Annotated in this window: 16 protein-coding genes and 1 tRNA gene; 8 read left to right on the top strand and 9 right to left on the bottom strand. The window is 42.9% G+C overall.

What is annotated here, in order from left to right; all coding sequences use genetic code 11:
- Window positions 1–5 precede the first annotated feature (5 nt).
- The 6 genes from DYP60_RS02410 to DYP60_RS14425 all read right to left on the bottom strand — a co-directional run bounded on the left by DYP60_RS02410 (window position 6) and on the right by DYP60_RS14425 (window position 8,112).
- Window positions 6–2,822 (bottom strand): DNA methyltransferase, encoded by a 2,817-nt coding sequence (locus tag DYP60_RS02410; protein ID WP_117329275.1) that lies wholly within the window; start codon window positions 2,820–2,822, stop codon window positions 6–8.
- An 18-nt stretch (window positions 2,823–2,840) separates the two neighbouring features.
- Window positions 2,841–6,608: a DUF6079 family protein gene (locus DYP60_RS02405; protein WP_206363090.1), complete on the bottom strand. Its 3,768-nt coding sequence runs from the start codon at window positions 6,606–6,608 to the stop codon at window positions 2,841–2,843.
- Complete coding sequence (brxF, locus tag DYP60_RS02400) at window positions 6,605–7,081, bottom strand: BREX-3 system P-loop-containing protein BrxF (RefSeq protein ID WP_117329273.1); 477 nt, start codon at window positions 7,079–7,081, stop codon at window positions 6,605–6,607. The genes DYP60_RS02405 and brxF overlap by 4 nt, the downstream gene beginning before the upstream one ends.
- A gap of 6 nt (window positions 7,082–7,087) precedes the next feature.
- Complete coding sequence (locus DYP60_RS14610; protein WP_276308952.1) at window positions 7,088–7,216, bottom strand: hypothetical protein; 129 nt, start codon at window positions 7,214–7,216, stop codon at window positions 7,088–7,090.
- A complete protein-coding gene (locus DYP60_RS02395) occupies window positions 7,213–7,392 on the bottom strand; it encodes a helix-turn-helix domain-containing protein (RefSeq protein WP_117329272.1) in 180 nt (59 codons plus the stop codon). Before DYP60_RS02395 ends, DYP60_RS14610 begins: the two co-directional genes overlap by 4 nt.
- A 498-nt stretch (window positions 7,393–7,890) precedes the next feature.
- Window positions 7,891–8,112, bottom strand: a complete 222-nt coding sequence (locus DYP60_RS14425; protein ID WP_206363089.1) for a hypothetical protein — start codon at window positions 8,110–8,112, stop codon at window positions 7,891–7,893.
- Between the two features lie 916 nt (window positions 8,113–9,028).
- Here DYP60_RS14425 and DYP60_RS02385 point away from each other — a divergent pair.
- Entirely contained in the window at window positions 9,029–9,643 is a 615-nt protein-coding gene (locus DYP60_RS02385) for a DUF6088 family protein (protein WP_117329271.1), read from the top strand.
- Window positions 9,636–10,634, top strand: coding sequence for a nucleotidyl transferase AbiEii/AbiGii toxin family protein (locus DYP60_RS02380; protein ID WP_117329270.1), 999 nt, complete (start codon window positions 9,636–9,638; stop codon window positions 10,632–10,634). Before DYP60_RS02385 ends, DYP60_RS02380 begins: the two co-directional genes overlap by 8 nt.
- A 228-nt stretch (window positions 10,635–10,862) precedes the next feature.
- Here the strand turns inward: DYP60_RS02380 and DYP60_RS02375 are convergent.
- Window positions 10,863–10,935, bottom strand: a tRNA-Met gene (locus DYP60_RS02375).
- 507 nt (window positions 10,936–11,442) lie between these two features.
- Between DYP60_RS02375 and DYP60_RS02365 the strand changes: the two genes are divergently transcribed.
- The 5 genes from DYP60_RS02365 (at window position 11,443) to DYP60_RS02345 (ending at window position 14,555) form a co-directional block, all read left to right on the top strand.
- Complete coding sequence (locus DYP60_RS02365) at window positions 11,443–11,691, top strand: hypothetical protein (protein ID WP_117329268.1); 249 nt, start codon at window positions 11,443–11,445, stop codon at window positions 11,689–11,691.
- Window positions 11,688–11,822: a hypothetical protein gene (locus tag DYP60_RS14720; RefSeq protein ID WP_117329404.1), complete on the top strand. Its 135-nt coding sequence runs from the start codon at window positions 11,688–11,690 to the stop codon at window positions 11,820–11,822. The genes DYP60_RS02365 and DYP60_RS14720 overlap by 4 nt, the downstream gene beginning before the upstream one ends.
- Window positions 11,823–11,829: 7 nt before the next feature.
- Window positions 11,830–12,618: a potassium transporter TrkG gene (locus DYP60_RS02355; protein ID WP_240622812.1), complete on the top strand. Its 789-nt coding sequence runs from the start codon at window positions 11,830–11,832 to the stop codon at window positions 12,616–12,618.
- 108 nt (window positions 12,619–12,726) lie between these two features.
- Window positions 12,727–13,860, top strand: a complete 1,134-nt coding sequence (locus tag DYP60_RS02350; RefSeq protein ID WP_117329266.1) for a glycerate kinase family protein — start codon at window positions 12,727–12,729, stop codon at window positions 13,858–13,860.
- Entirely contained in the window at window positions 13,857–14,555 is a 699-nt protein-coding gene (locus DYP60_RS02345) for a DNA alkylation repair protein (protein WP_117329265.1), read from the top strand. Before DYP60_RS02350 ends, DYP60_RS02345 begins: the two co-directional genes overlap by 4 nt.
- Here DYP60_RS02345 and DYP60_RS14715 read toward each other — a convergent pair.
- Both DYP60_RS14715 and DYP60_RS14710 read right to left on the bottom strand, forming a co-directional pair.
- On the bottom strand, window positions 14,526–14,756 hold the full coding sequence (locus tag DYP60_RS14715; RefSeq protein ID WP_117329264.1) for a membrane dipeptidase: 231 nt from the start codon (window positions 14,754–14,756) through the stop codon (window positions 14,526–14,528). The genes DYP60_RS02345 and DYP60_RS14715 overlap by 30 nt on opposite strands.
- A 67-nt stretch (window positions 14,757–14,823) precedes the next feature.
- Window positions 14,824–15,027, bottom strand: a complete 204-nt coding sequence (locus tag DYP60_RS14710; RefSeq protein WP_117329263.1) for a membrane dipeptidase — start codon at window positions 15,025–15,027, stop codon at window positions 14,824–14,826.
- Window positions 15,028–15,291: 264 nt separating this feature from the next.
- Here DYP60_RS14710 and trxA point away from each other — a divergent pair, with 264 nt between their 5' ends.
- The gene (gene trxA / locus DYP60_RS02330) at window positions 15,292–15,603 is read left to right on the top strand and encodes a thioredoxin (RefSeq protein ID WP_117329262.1); all 312 of its coding nucleotides are present in this window, start codon (window positions 15,292–15,294) and stop codon (window positions 15,601–15,603) included.
- Window positions 15,604–15,606 lie beyond the last annotated feature (3 nt).

The following is a 15,606-nucleotide window of genomic DNA, read 5'->3' as shown; positions in this document are numbered from 1 at the left end:
AGGTTTTAATCTCCCAATCTTGTCATTGCTTGATCATACCACATCAGCAACTTTGGATCTTCTTCTAGAACACTAGAAGGGATTTTTTCAGCTATAGAAACGATAGTTTGATAATCTCTTTCTTGCCACGCTCTCTTAAAGCCAGTTCTAACAGCCTCAAGTCTGAACACTTTTAGTTTCTTATTATATTGTTTGTACTGTTCAAATTCCTTGAGTAAGGCTCTTTCTCGTAATTTTTCTAAATCTCCAGCTTTGCTTGGATCAGGTACATACCAACGTCCTTTTGCTTTAGCAATTAAGGTTGGATCTTGCTTTGAGAGATTTCTTAAATCTTTCCAGTTAGTGGATAAATAACTATGAATCTGCTCAGGAACAGAACCAGCTCCATCATATACAAGGAAGTTCTGTTCTAAAAGTATAGACAATTCTAGTCCAGTTTCATTTTTACTCCAGCCACTAATTTCTTTCATAAACTGTGGATTTATATCTTGATAACTTTGAGGTTTTTCCCTTAGCAAACTTCTTAGCCACTCAATAGCAGAAGCTTCATCGGAAATAAAGAGTGATTGTAATACTGTCTTGTTTCCAAGGCGCAATTTCTTCTGATCATACTCAGCAACCTGTTCAGGCAAGAAATACATACCATCACGTTCAGAGAACCTCTGAGATAAGCCGACTTGGAATTCCTGACTATCAATGGGAACACCATACCCTTTTCTCACATAATAAGTAATTACCTGATCATACAGGATTCTTGGATCTCTTTCCGGTATGACTATAAGGTCTGTTCCCTGAAGTTTGGTGACCGGTAAATACTGGAGATGCGTATGAATGAAATCCCATACACCTTCTTCTGTCCGAGCTTCTTTCAGAAAGCGCTCTTCAAAGCCTCCATTCGGTTTGTATGCTGAGATTACCAGGTCTTGTTTTACTGCGGTTGGAGTTGTAACTGCCTTGAAACTGCCTTGCTTCTTGTCCAAAGCTGATACATTTGCAATGATAAATCCAGCTTCATTTATGGCAGCTTGAATGCTATTCCATACAGATGCTTTCGTGTTTGAAAATTCAACAGTCATCCAGCGACCTGGCTTTAGCACTCTATAAGCTTCTTTGAAACAAGCTGTCATCAATTGCCGATATTCATCTGGTCCTTTACCTTGAACAGGATTTTCAATAGCTTCCGACTTGTTATTTGTAGAAACCTTCAACCATGATTCCCAAATGTAACTTAATTCAGAGTACATCAAATTTGCCCCAAATGGGGGATCAAAAAAAAGGTAGTCGATTGATTCATCTAGCATTCTTAGATTGCTAGAATCTTGAGTAGAAACTGTGTTGATCCGATAGTTAATAGCTTTAAGCATATCGTCAAGTTTAGCTCTAAGCTGATTAAACGGACTGTTTTCTTGAGGTGTTGCGCATATATAATAAGTGCCAGAGGTAGTTCCACCTTTACCATTTGCTCGCCAGCGATACATCCAGCTCAAATTATGAAGTGCGGAAGTGGCTATAATAAATAATTTTGAATTACTGCTACATTTATCTTGAAAAGAACTAAGAATCCAATTACTCCTTTTGGGTAGTATTTGATGGATATTTTTTATCTCTAGAGATTTTAAACGGCCAATTTCTTTGCCATCAATAATGATGTTGGTTGGAAACCAATACGGAATCTCACTGTTTTCAATCGTATTAATAAGCTTTAAATCATGCTCATCTGGAGTTTTTTCAAACCTCCTCTTTGTACCGTCTACAGTATAATTGATCAGTACAGGAACCTGCTTTGCTTGTCTTACAGATTCATTTAGAGCTGAATCATATTTTGTTGTCCAGGCACGGTCCATTTTTCTTTTTGTCAGTTCAGCTTTGCAATGTGGGCACGGGAATTCGTCCTGTACTTTTCCAGCTTGTTTGTCTACAGCAGCTTCCCAGAATACAACTTCACCGGCACATTCAGGGCAGGTGAAGACATCAGACCACACCGTATAGTTGATTCTGCCTTTTCGGCCATCAGTATGTGAGGTCTCGTACATCCAGCCGCATTCTTCCTCGACTTCAGCAAGGATTCGTTTCGCTTCTCGTTCGAATTCCTTTACATCAACTGGGGTGTTATAGTTATACGCAATAAAGGTTGCAGCAGGAGAAAGGTCATTGAGAACTGCTTTTCGAGCACCCAGCTTTGAGAAAGGCTTCCAGGTTTTCTTACCGTTCTCATCCTCTTCCTCCTGAAGAATGGTCCCATCGTTTTTTACTTGATACCCTAATGATAGTATGGCTTCTCTATCGCCACACATCTGAGCAGCGACTCCTGTCATACCAGTCCCTGCAAATCCATCAAATACAATATCACCAGGATCAGTGTAATGAAGGATATATCGCATAACAGCCTTATGTGGAACCTTTGTATGATAGGAGTGAGCATTATAGATCGGATCATTTTTCCCTTCGCTCACATCTGCAGCAAAGGGTTCTCGATGGTAATGAAAATCATCTGGCTTCTCTGGTTTTTCTTTCTCCCACTGCTCTATGAAGTCAGGTATCCATGGATTGGGACAGGCTGTGTAGTAAGGTGGGTCACTTAGCTTGAGGATATCTTCGTCTTCTCCTATGGGGAAGCCTTCTATGTTTCTGAATTCTGGGTCATTAAGTTTTTTTCTTAACTCTTCAGTGAAATATGTTCGTCTTGCTTCATCATTATCGAATTCAAGCCCTAAACACACTACTGGTCCTTTATCTATTACAAACTCTTCATCGAAAAGATTGCCACTTCCCGGTTTGCCCGGGACTATCTGTGAGTTAAAAAGGTTTCCCTGTTTGCTCATGTATATATCCTTTGTGATTTATTCTACTACTATGCGGACTTTGGCCTGATCTTTACCCTGGGTAAGCTTATCTATATACTCTTCAAACCTCTTCTTCATCTCAATTGGAGTAGTTGGGCCTTGGTCCAGTTGAAGGGCTTTCTGCAGATCCTGGGATTTTACAGCAACCTTGATAAGACCAGACAATACTTCCTTTAAAGAATGAACGAAATCTGAATCAACCGGTGTCGGTAGTTCTCCAGAGTTGATGAACTCCTCGATGCTTTTTCTTTCCTCAAGCTTTAAGAGATTCAGGTTTGATTGAGTAATAGGATCTTCCAGATTCCCTATAAGGGTTTTAGTCCAGCCCTTAACGAGTGAGTCAAGTTCATCATCAAGAGTATCAATCATGTGTTTGCTAGCAGCTGATCCCGTCTCGTTAATTGGGCGGTAACCACAATGACGGCACACAGGTGATGATTCCAACTCTTGTTCTGTCAGATTGGAACAGCTTTTCAGTTCAGCCAACCTGCTCTGGAAATCTTTGAGCTGTTGGATCGGCATAAGATCGATACCTGCAAGTTTCTGGAGAGTCTGCAGTCTTTGATCAGTCATCAGCTTTGCTTTTCGATTGTATTCATTCACTCCAAGCCGGAAGCGTGTGTGTAAATCAGAATACGTTTTAATGAACTCTTTTTTTAGATCATTCAAGGCTAAACCGATAGTTTGAGCTTGCTTCTTGATATCCTGTGGAGTTGTTTTCTGCAACAGATCAATAATATCCTGCTTGGCAGTATGTAACCGATCAACCCAAACATGTTCTTTTGGCAGTGTCCCTTCAGCAGTTGAAAGCCAAGATATGATGGTGCTCTGGGAGACAGCAAATTCTTTAAGAATCTCTATATCCTCAATCATGACAATTGATTTCTTATAGCTCTTTACCTCATCAACACTATAGCGGAAGTTTTTGAGTTTTCCAGGTGATGAATAGACCTGAAGTGATTCGACGAAATCCTTTGATGCATCGAGATCTGCTAGCAAGTTCATATAGTTCATTTCTTGGAGGAGATTGGTATCCCAGAAAGCAATACCTTCTCTGCAGGATTTCTGAGCTAACACAATTCGATCTACCAGTTTGCTCACTTTCTTCTGCATTTCCTGAATTGGTTCACTGTCTCCTTGGGTTATCAATTGGGCCATACCTGGAGTAAGGTCCAGTAGTTCAAACAATGCTTTCAATGCGGGAAGATTCCATTCCTTTGGCTGTTCCAGGTGTTTGAAGTTTACAAGTTCATCGATCTGAACTGAAGCGAGCTGTTGGACAGCTGTCGCATCGAACTTCTTACCTGGGATTGCTAATACGAGATCACCTGAATAGACAAGAGCTGCTATAATTACTACCACCCAATCTGGTTCAAGACGGAAGGCAGAGGGAGACATGAATTCCACTCCGTGGTCATCAGTGAAGATTTCTGTCCTGTTGATTACTTGCCCATGTCCTTTTGATTTTACAATATCAAGGATGTGTTTTGTGAAGGGTGAATGGTAAGGATCGAGCTTATCTCCATCAAGTAATCCTAATGCATCTAATACTGCACTGGCCTGTTTGGTACTGTTCTGTCCTGCAATTGCTCTGAGAGCATCCTTTGCTGCTTGTGCCCTGTTGCTGCCGGTGATGAGAATTGAGAAAGCAGGATACCCAGGTGCAAGATTCTCAAAATGTGGCTCCAGACACAAACCTGCAATAGTATTGACATGGTCCCTAAAGTTGATGGTCTCCTGCGGAGATATCCCTGAGAGGTCACGAATAGGTTTCCCTTTTACCCATTCCAGGATAGGTTTTGTTCGTCCTTGATAAGTGACAGTGAAAGCATCCGACATATGCTTTTGGAGCCATTGGACTAATTTTCTTAGATGACCATTAGCCTTGTCCTGATACGTTGCTTTCGCATGGCCGGAAGAGGTAGTTGTAAGATCCAAAGCAGCAGCATAATTTTTAAGGTTCACATTGAACTCTTCACTTTGATCTTTAATTGGCTTAAGTCTGAAGAAAACCTCATCGCTTTTTTTCATATCCTGGAAGCGTGGGGGATCAAAAGGCTGGAGAAAGTAGATATAGAAATCACGAGTGGGAGTAGCAGTAGATCTCTCATTGGGAGCGCCAAAAAAGAGGTACCCGGTTCTTGCAGCTTTTCGACTTTGCCAGACTAGTTCATGCTGCCAGATTCTATAGCCGGAGACATAGGTGCCATCCTGACACTCCATAACTTGCTTTAATGCTTCGTAGTAAAAACGATCAAGTTGGGAATCGCCCATGCTTTCTGCCCGCTTTTCGATGATTGCATCATAATCTTCCGTCTTTTTCAGATCGAGGTAGTACTGGCGGTTGTCGGAATTGAAAGAAATGAATTGCCCACTGACTGTTTTAAGAATTTCTTTTAGGACAACCTCCACCTGTGTTTCAAGATCTTTCTCTGGCTCATCACTTCCCAATTCTTCGATCATTGGATCAAAGAGACAGAGCCTGTCACGTAATTCCCTTGCACTTGCTCCCATCGGGGCATGGATATCACCGGTAGTAAGTCTGTGTACAGATAAGGCATTGATTAATCTGATAGCCATAGGTTTATATTGCTTTCGAGTGATTGCATTTTCTATGCGTGATTCCAGGACATTGCTACAGTCCATAACTTCCCTTATATCAGGGATCGCTCTATTCGCAGCATTCTGAATGAGGGTTTTCCAATAGCTGTCAAAAGCAATGAGCCCCGGTTTATCCTTGGGAACATCTGTGAGCAGGAGCTCTTTCATGCTGTTGGACAAAGTCTTAAGGATCTCTCGCTTTTCTACTACCGTGATTCTTTCAAATGTGTCTATGTAATCAGGATGGACCGGGAAAAGATTCACGAATTCATCCATCCGTTCATTCAATCCATTATAGTATTTTGCAAAGGGGGTGAGATGTTCACGTATGTTTGAAGTCTGCGCTGCTGTTTTCTTCAGAAGTCGCTGTGCTACAACGAACTTGATATCTTTTCTGGCAATTAGTATTTGATCGAATCGCTGCTGTACTCGGCGGATACTCTCAGCAACAAAGGCAAAACGATGGCTTTCAAATATTGCTTCCTGGACTCCGGCAACAAAGCGGAATCTGAGATCTTTGCAAACCTCACCAATCTCCCGTAGGAAATTCAGATCAAGAACAAGATCATGGTCTTTTCGGGTTCTCAAGAAATCTAAGAGCTCATCTACAACAAGAAGGAGTCCCTGGTCAGGATAGACTTCAGCGAATACTTCCATCAGATCTTCAAAAGCCCGTTTATGATTTGTGATTGTATCTGCAGCGGGGAACGAATAATCAACATCTATCCTTTCAAGATAGTCCTCCAATTCAGCTACAATAATATCTCTGAGTGACATGGTTGTAGCCCCGATTTCCGTACGCAAGACCTTGAACTTGCCAGCAATCTGTTTAGCTGATTCTTTTACAACATCATTTCTCAAGCTTTCAAGGAGTGATGCATCAGCAGCAATACTGGAGATCACAGACATTAAATGCGATTTACCAGTACCATAGTTACCTACTACCAATAACCCCTTGTTATCAACAGGTGTATCGAATTGCAGCTGTTTGATGACAATCTCAGTCAGTTTCTCGGCCATCTCATCTGAGATCACATACGTTTCTACCAAGGTTTTTGCTGCGTTCTTTTTATCAGCATCTCTCAATTGAACAACTGTTTCTATTGGGTCAAATTGTATAAGGTCGCCGTATTTCATGTCCTTTCCTTGTTGAAGTGATTTCATGCATTATCAATATCAATTGTTACCGTATCCGATGTTTCGTACACCCTGTACTCAGGATGCGTAATCTCTGCATATATCAGTTTCTTGCCCTGTAGTATTCCATTCCAGGAAGCGAGAATGAGCGTATTTCTTGAAGCATGTTGTAGTAAGCGAAGCGGGTCCTGCTCAAGTTCTATATCAAAAAGAATCTCAAGATTATCGAGAATTACAGGTGCCTGAGCTTGGTCAACTATATCATTAAAAATTGTTTGAAGTTTTGTTTTCCTCTGTTTTCTCGTCAATTCAAGCAGACGGGAGGAGATCTCTAGATTTACATTGATAACAGAGGTTTTTTCTTTTTCAGCTATCTGCTTAAGAATTCCTGTCTTCCCAGATCCTGAAGGACCTACAACGAGAATGAGCTGATGATACATGTCCTTTGCAGTCTTAAGAGAGCTAAAAATTGTTTGCAGTTGAGAATCTGTTATTGACATACCCTTTTACCTTTCAGCAACCTCATTCCCGAGCGAGTGCAGGGAAAGCAAGGTGAGATACCCCGTCCCTTGGGGCGGAAAGAAGGCAACGCCTCCTGAGTTCAGCTCTTGCCCTGAGGTATTGATACCTTTCATTTCTCGGATGCTCCACCTGAGCGGACCCAGGTATCCACTTCATTTTGCTTAAACATCCATCGCCTGCCAACTCTATGCCCGGGCATAGAGTTGTGTTCAATCCACCTGTATATGGTCTCTTTACTGACATTCAAATACTGACGAATGTCCTCAACAGTTAGCCATCTCTCATCCATTTTTAATCCCTCTTGCTACAAGTATAACTATCAAAGCATACTTATGCATCACCTTTTACCATTCATTCTATGCTTAGAGTACATGTAAATCAAGAATAAATTATCGAATATTGCTAAATAGAGTCGGATAATCCAACATATGATGATATTAAGAGAGATCAGAACCTGTTATACCAATGGTTTCATGGTCCCGTTTTTTTTGTTACGCTGAAACCTGTGGTATTAAAGAAAGTTTCCATGGACCATCTCTTTCTAAACGGTTCATCGATAAAAAGTTCACCAAGTAGCACTCCGATGCAACGCTTTGAATCCTGCATGAAAGATAGGCCCTCCTCACTGGTGTACCGTATCTATGATAGAGCATACAAAGGAGTTTGCAAGGATAGGATATAACAAAGAGAATTTTTCACTGTTGGTTTGAGTGTATCAAGGGCCTCTTCGAGGTAAACCAGTCACCATGTTTGCTATGAAATACGGTAGGACAACGTGCTTCCACCTTCAGTTCATGGCTGAACCACTGTTTCCATAACCATCCATTACTGCTTCTTCCCTTGCCGATACCTCTTCATCCAGTCGATAATCAACCAAGTGCAGCAATGATCGGAAAAAAACCCCCAATGATAAAGCATAATCAAGAGGATTCTTAAGCGTGACTGCCGAGACCGGGAACATGAGTCCTCGTGGCACCACTTCCCGCGGGGGTAAGATGTTGTGTATCAAGAATCGATGGATTCGTCCGTTTCCTTCCTCGAAAGGTTTTGAAGTTCTAGTAGCTTTTCTTTATTACAGAAGTCTTTCTCTTCGGCATGCTCCAGTGATGTAATAAAGTTTTCAGTTCGGGAGGCGTTGGATTGTATGTGCTCGATTTCAAAGGATGACTTAGTTTCCTTGTCAAATCTCATGAAAGGCAATCCGTTGTACGGCCATTAAGCTGTATCATTGTCGAAAAGAATCAGAGTTCCCGTTATTTGGGTGATGTACGATGGTGCTGCTTCACTGGTACCGACTTTGGGCCAGGTTTGTTTCCAGGACCTTTGAATGGCGGATATGAAGGAGTTGATCTACGATGCTTTTTTACAGGTACTGAAGTATTTGGCATTTCTGAGACCTCATTGTTAGGCTACGCAGAACCACACAATCCGTAACATGAACCGCCCACACATCTAGTTTGACAGATGCTCAGGTTGCAGCAATAGTCCAGATGACCATAGCTTCATTTTGCAGTATCTGCGGATGAAGCATTCTCAATACCTCACAAAAAGAAAATACTACTGATACCACTAATTGTAAATATAGCTACGAAGTAAAACGCGCATTTCATTGTAATTTTCATCAATACATGGTAGGTATATTACTATTGTGAATTTCAATTTTGCCAATAAGCATCTTGAGATCCTATAACCAACCGGAAAGTCAAGAAAATACCATCTGAAAAAACAGATGCTTAAGGCCAAAGTGGCCACAGTCCAGGCTCAAGGCACAAGAAAGGCAACCCGTCATACGACCATTGCCGTCTTAACAAGTTGCCTAGTAGCCTGGTAGAATCAGGAATCACTGTCCTGCCGTTTACTTTTGTACATCAATATTTTCTCAAATATTACTATCTTTTTGTGAAATTATATACTAATATTACTATATGCAATCCGTTTCAAATAAAATACTTGCAAGAATATATAGCCATGGTAGGGGTTGGGCTTTCTCTAAGATTGATTTCATTCCCCCATTCTCTGATACAGCAGTGCGAAAAGCTCTTTCTGATTTTACAAAAAAAGGAACTATATGCCGAGTTTCTCAGGGAATCTATCACTATCCCCACTACAGTGAGATTCTTCAACAGTATCTTAGTCCAGATATGGAACAAGTTGCTTATGCATATGCGCGAAAATTTAATTGGCGTATTCAACCTTCGGGGAACACGGCACTAAATTATCTGGGACTTTCCACTCAGGTATCCGCTCGTCATCTTTACATTTCTGACGGACCAAGCCGTGTGTATTCAATCGGAAATCAATCTCTGGAATTTAAGCATATGGCAATGAAAGAGACTGGTTTAAAGTATCGTGAGAGCAGGTTGCTCGTGCAAGCGCTTAGAGCCCTGGGGAAGGAACACATAACTCCGGAAATTATTAAAAAGATAACTAAGACAATGGGAAATGTCCCTGCCGACAAAATCCTCCGCGATACCCAACAGGTAAGTGTTTGGATATATGAGGCGATAGAGCAAATTCTCAAAGGATCACAAGATGGATAATGTTGCCTTATTTTCACAAGAAGAAAGGGGCCAGATTTTTGCAGAGGCAGCAGCCCAAATGGGAACAACAGCTGCAATCGTTGAAAAGGATTTCTGGGTTTGTTGGGTTCTACAAAAGATCTACGATACTGAGAGTCTTAAGAACATATTACTATTCAAGGGAGGTACTAGCCTTTCAAAGGTCTATAACGTAATTCAAAGATTCTCTGAAGACATCGATTTGATTCTTGACTGGAATCTAGTATCTTCTGAAAATCCCAACAAGGATCGTTCAAATAATAAACAAGACAAGTTCAATAAACAGATCAATAAAAACGCCCAAGAGTTTATCGCTTTCATGCTCTTACCCAAATTAGAGGGCCTGTATTTTCCCGTTTGTCAACTTGAAATAGATATAAACGATCCTCATTGCGTGAATGTAAAATATCCCAATGCATTTGATAATGCATATATCCGTCCGGAGGTTCGTTTGGAAATCGGCCCTCTCTCTTCATGGCAGCCCAGTCAGGAATTCACGATAACTCCATATGTTGCACAGTATCTTCCACAGATTTTTAATCTGAAAAAAATTCGAGTGAGAGCAATAAAAGGGAAACGAACCTTTTGGGAGAAGGCTACTATCCTACATCAGGAAGCCCATCGCCCAGAAGATAAACTACAACCTGCCCGCTATTCCCGACATTACTATGATTTGGCGATGCTGGCTCATACTGAGATTAAGACCTCTGCATTATCTGATCTGCATCTTCTCAAAGAGGTCATAGATTTCAAAAAGAAGTTCTATCCTGTTAGGTGGGCACATTATGAAACAGCTATTCCTGGATCATTCAAATTGATTCCTCCAGAAAGAATAAAGCAACTACTAATTCGAGATTACCGAGAAATGCAAGATATGATATTTGGTAAGAAGATCTCACTTTCTGAGATATTCGAGACGTTACGGGAACTAGAAGAACAGATAAACAACCAAAGTCCAAACTCATTATCGTAAAACGAGACCAGAAGGAAGTACATCCATTCTGATGGGGCCCTATGTGAATACCGAAGAGTAAGTTCTTCTGCAATCTGGCCACAGTCCAGGCTCAAGACACAAGAAAGGCAACCCGTCATACGACCATTGCCGTCTTAACAAGTTGCCTAGTAGCCTGGTAGAATCAGGAATCACCGTCCTGCCGTGTACCTTTGTACATCCGACAGTCCATTCATCAAACCAACTGTTTAGCAGGGGTAGGACTCGGACCTACGACCTTCGGGTTATGAGCCCGACGAGCTGCCAACTGCTCCACCCTGCGTCGAATTTCTTCTGTACTATACGGAAAAAGGAAAATCTTGTCAACCAGCATTGTAATTAATGCTATAAAAATAATTTAATACCTTTTGTTAGTTGTAGTTATTGAGTATGTGATTTCATCACATTAAAGTCGAAGCAGAAGTAGAACAAGCGGTAGCCAACAGTGACGAGATTAATCTTGTCCCGTGTGGTTCGGTCTCCTCTTCATTCCCTAACACCAAAACAGTTGCTGCAATACGCTCACTGATCTATAACGGTGCCAGGGAGTGGGGGAATGGTTGCTGGGTATTGGTTATATTGTAAACCCCAATGCAGAAACAGCACGATCGATCTTTAAAATCATCAAACAAGGGGTAAATGGAACTGTTTTGGCATTCAGCAATTCCAAGCTACTGCTCTATAACTTTTATACAGAGGAGCACAGCACCTATGTAGGCTCCCCCATTAGAGACAATCATTCAAGGGAAAGATACTCTTAGCATCATGGCAGAAGAACAACTGGGAACCTATGATCATTTCCTTTACCGACAATGACGGGCTGAATATCATCACCGCAAGTTATGCAAAACACATCGGTATCGATGTGGTCATCTCTACAACCGATACCACGGTGGAGTCCTTGCTCCTGTATTTTAGGGGCACCAATGTCCCAAGTGTACATGCTCTGTTTAACGGACAGCTTGAAGTCTATGAATTTGTCGCCCATCCAAACAGCGCTGTTTGTGACAGACATCAATATAAGGAAAAAAGGCAATAGTAACAGGAATTACCAACGGTGCAGGGAAGAGCATCATTCCCAATGGGTATTCCACCCTCAAGGAAGGGGATACTGTTGTTGTTGCTGTACTCAGACAAGCTACTAAGTTCATCCAAAAACTCTTTGGGTAGGATTACCATGATAAACTGGAAACTAGACCTCATTCACTGGACTATGTATATCGGATTTTCCGTTCTTGAAACCATCCTGCTCCGCTTAGGAGGACTCTCCCCCTATGACACGGTAACTGTTACCTTCTCCAGCCTCTATGTCGACTTCGTGGCAACCATATTCATGCTTATTGCAGGGACCAACTTCACCCTCTACTACAAAGCCATCAGCGGGAAATTAAAATCAGTGCTGATTGATGGAGAGCTTCGTTTCTATCTTGGCATCTGGACGGTGGTTTCAATCCTTGCTGCATGGAATCTTACCGTTTCCAATACGTATGGATCGTTCGGCGAATCTTTCCGCTATCGTGCATTTCTAACCGCACCCATACTCACTACCACAGGGTTTGCTACAACTGACTATGTCCCCTGGCCTGCTTTTCCCCCGCTTCTGTTCTTCTTGCTTTTCTTCATCGGAGGATTGGCAGGATCTGCAGGTGACGGCGTAAAGGTGGTCAGAGTTGCCACACTCTTCAAGATGGGGAAAGCCCATAGTAAACAAAGAATACACCCAAAGGGAATTTTCCAGGTCAGGGTTGGGAGTACCACCATACTTGAAGATTCAATGCCGTCCATTGCAACCTCATTCCTCTGTCTTGGCAACATCGGAATTGGATTTGGACAGGTCGGTCCTACCGGGAATTTTGTCTTTCTCTCTTCAGCGCTTAAGGGGGTGTGTTCCTTCCTGATGTTGGTAAACCGTTTAGAATTATTCACCGTTTTTACCCTGTTCCCAAAGCATTTTTGGAAACGTTGATAGAAAAATAACAACCTGTCTGACATGTGGGTGGATTTTTTTCCACAGATTCCATAAGATGCAAAAAAACCGGGACAAATCACACCCGATATGAGAGAGGAGCCTTAGATGAAAAACATCCTGTTGATCCCCGATTCCTTCAAGGGAACGATGAGTTCTGAACAAATTTGTTCCATCATGAACAGAGCTATCAAGCGCCACTATCCTGATACGAAAGTCACCAGCATTCCGGTTGCAGATGGAGGAGAAGGAAGTGTTGACGCATTCCTTCAGGCACTCGGTGGGGAGAAACGAAACCTGACTGTGCAAGGTCCCTTTGGTGAACTCATGGAAAGCTTCTATGGCATCATCAAGGACGATACTGCTGTTATCGAGATGGCATCTTGCGCTGGGCTCCCACTGGTGGGTGATGAACTACGTCCCGACAAGACCACAACCTATGGCGTTGGACAGCTGATGCTTGATGCAGCAAAAAACGGATGCAAGCACATCATCGTCGGTCTCGGTGGCAGTGCCACCAATGATGGTGGATGCGGCGTTGCAGCTGCTTGCGGGGTAGTATTCAAGGACAAGGATGATAATGCATTTGTTCCTACCGGTGGAACCATGGGTCGGGTCGCATCCATTGACACATCAGAGCTCGATCCAGCTCTCAAGCAAGTAACCATCACCACGATGTGTGACATTGACAACCCGTTCTACGGAACGAATGGTGCAGCTTATATCTTTGGACCCCAGAAAGGTGCAGACCCTGAAATGGTAAAGGTCCTGGATGCAAACCTAAAAAGCCTTGCTGGAGTAATCCAGAAAGATTTGGATATAGACGTACAAGCCATCCCGGGCAGTGGAGCAGCGGGCGGAATGGGTGGTGGCATGGCTGCCTTCTTCTCTTCTACCCTGCAGATGGGAATTGAGACTGTTCTGGAGACCGTCAACTTCGACTCCCTGCTTAAGGACGCAGACCTAGTTCTGACCGGAGAAGGAAAGATCGATGGACAGTCACTCAGAGGCAAGGTTGTTATCGGGGTATCGAGGCGTGCCAAGAAAGCAAAGGTTCCGGTACTCGCTATTGTAGGTGATATTGGGGACGATGTGGACGGTGCATATGATGAAGGTGTTACCGGCATCTTCTCCATCAACCGAGTCGCTGTCGAGTTCAAGAAGGCCAAGGGCCGTGCTCCTGAGGATATGGATAAGACCATCGATAACTTGATGCGATTCACCAAGCAGATGGGACTATGAACCGTATAGAATTGATAGAGAGGCTCAGCGAACTTGCTGAGCCTTCTTATCGTTCATTTCAACAGAAACTACAGGTCTCAGAAGGCCAGGTGTATGGGGTTAGGGCCAAAGCATTGCAGAACCTGGCAAAGCAAATTGCTTCTACTCATGGTACCCTCGCTCTTAAAAAACTACTCAGTTATGACTCCCTTTCCTATGAAGAGACGATCATTCTTTACAAGCTTTTCGGCCAGATCACGCTTACAGAAGAAGAAAGACTTTCCTATCTGCCAAATATGTTGCCCTATAATCATAGTTGGGCCACCAATGACTGCCTCGCCTCTGAGATGAAATGGATACGTAAGAACAGGGAATTCTACTACCCCTACTTCAGCACATTACTGAACCATAAAGCTCCCTATGACAAGCGCCTGGGGATTGTCACCCTGATGCTTTACTACCTTGAGTCGACCACCATTGAAGAGGTCTTAAAGAGACTCTCTCATGTTGAGAGTGGGCATTACTATGTCATGATGGCACTTGCTTGGGCATTTGCAACCGCATACTGCAAGGACAAGGAGAAGACCCTTCCCTACATGCAACCAGGCAGGCTTGCTGAGACAGTGAGAAGGAAAACGATCCAGAAGTGCATTGAATCACGCTTGGTCAGTGATGAGGACAAGGCTCTACTCAAGGTTCTCAGGAAAAAACCCTGAGCGCATTCTCTGACCATACCCCTTCAAGGTCCTTCGTTGAGAAACCGTACTTGGCAAGTGCTTCCCAAAGTCAGTTCCCACGGCAATGACCTGAGCTCCACCAACTAGTTTGAGATGACATGCATGCCTCACCATAGCCTCCAAGCTACTGTGCTGCCAATCCTCCGAAAGAAAAGAAGGGCGGAAATTCAGGCCAACCACCCCTCATACATCCGCCATCTTTCGAATCATTGCATCTCTGGGGTTCCTGCTATGGTTGGTAATGGCCCTACCTACAGTTGGAAAGACTCCCGATGAAAGGTCTTCCAGCAACCTTCGCCATATCATAGAAACCCTCATCATTGAGATGCGAAACATCAACCAGGATGGTATGACGTTCCATCTCCGTAATCACATCGTAGCAGAATGGTTTCAGTCCACAGACTATCTCTTGGGGAGTACAATCCGTCGCTCCTAGAGGGAAAGATACCATGTTCTAGGAGAACATACAGGGCAAAGATTGTGGTAATGCTTCCTGCCATCTCCATCCATCTCACATCAGTGTGTCCATCATTCTCGATGGGAGAACCATGTGATTTTCCAGCCTCCAATGCATAGATAGTGTCACAGTGTAAATCGGTGGTGGATACATAAAAAGTTCCCCCCGGGTAGTTGCCGATAGCAAATAATTATAGTATGCTACCTATACAACACAAGAAGTACAAAACATAGTAAACGTACAGAATAGGAGTTAAACATGGTAAAACACGCAACAAAGAGCACATATGAAGCTGAAGTTTTAAAAAGCAACGTTCCCGTTGTAGTTGATTTCTGGGCACCATGGTGCGGTCCTTGCCGCATGCAGGGCCCCATCCTTGACCAGCTCGATAAAGAGTTGGATGGGAAAATGAAGGTTGTAAAAGTTAATGTTGATGAGGAAGGCGAACTTGCCATGACCTTTGGCGTACAGTCCATTCCCACCTTGCTCTTCTACAAGGACGGCAAAGTTGTGGACAAGGCAATTGGCGTACGTGACGCAACAGCTGTGAAGAAGGCTCTTGGCATCTAGGTC

It is taken from the genome of Sphaerochaeta halotolerans (assembly GCF_003429665.1).
GTDB classification, from domain to species: Bacteria; Spirochaetota; Spirochaetia; order Sphaerochaetales; family Sphaerochaetaceae; genus Sphaerochaeta; species Sphaerochaeta halotolerans.
The sequence above is the reverse complement of the archived record's forward strand: the minus strand, read 5'-3'. Positions and strand labels throughout refer to the sequence as shown.

What these genes read in the sequence shown, in the direction of transcription:
- DYP60_RS14710 (WP_117329263.1), bottom strand. Translation starts at nt 15,027, where the DNA reads ATGGTATCTTTCCCTCTAGGAGCGACGGATTGTACTCCCCAAGAGATA.
- trxA (WP_117329262.1), top strand. Translation starts at nt 15,292, where the DNA reads ATGGTAAAACACGCAACAAAGAGCACATATGAAGCTGAAGTTTTAAAA.
- DYP60_RS02385 (WP_117329271.1), top strand. Translation starts at nt 9,029, where the DNA reads ATGCAATCCGTTTCAAATAAAATACTTGCAAGAATATATAGCCATGGT.
- DYP60_RS02355 (WP_240622812.1), top strand. Translation starts at nt 11,830, where the DNA reads ATGATAAACTGGAAACTAGACCTCATTCACTGGACTATGTATATCGGA.
- brxF (WP_117329273.1), bottom strand. Translation starts at nt 7,081, where the DNA reads ATGTCAATAACAGATTCTCAACTGCAAACAATTTTTAGCTCTCTTAAG.
- DYP60_RS02350 (WP_117329266.1), top strand. Translation starts at nt 12,727, where the DNA reads ATGAAAAACATCCTGTTGATCCCCGATTCCTTCAAGGGAACGATGAGT.
- DYP60_RS02410 (WP_117329275.1), bottom strand. Translation starts at nt 2,822, where the DNA reads ATGAGCAAACAGGGAAACCTTTTTAACTCACAGATAGTCCCGGGCAAA.
- DYP60_RS02365 (WP_117329268.1), top strand. Translation starts at nt 11,443, where the DNA reads ATGATCATTTCCTTTACCGACAATGACGGGCTGAATATCATCACCGCA.
- DYP60_RS02395 (WP_117329272.1), bottom strand. Translation starts at nt 7,392, where the DNA reads ATGGATGAGAGATGGCTAACTGTTGAGGACATTCGTCAGTATTTGAAT.
- DYP60_RS02405 (WP_206363090.1), bottom strand. Translation starts at nt 6,608, where the DNA reads ATGAAATCACTTCAACAAGGAAAGGACATGAAATACGGCGACCTTATA.
- DYP60_RS14610 (WP_276308952.1), bottom strand. Translation starts at nt 7,216, where the DNA reads ATGAAAGGTATCAATACCTCAGGGCAAGAGCTGAACTCAGGAGGCGTT.
- DYP60_RS02345 (WP_117329265.1), top strand. Translation starts at nt 13,857, where the DNA reads ATGAACCGTATAGAATTGATAGAGAGGCTCAGCGAACTTGCTGAGCCT.
- DYP60_RS02380 (WP_117329270.1), top strand. Translation starts at nt 9,636, where the DNA reads ATGGATAATGTTGCCTTATTTTCACAAGAAGAAAGGGGCCAGATTTTT.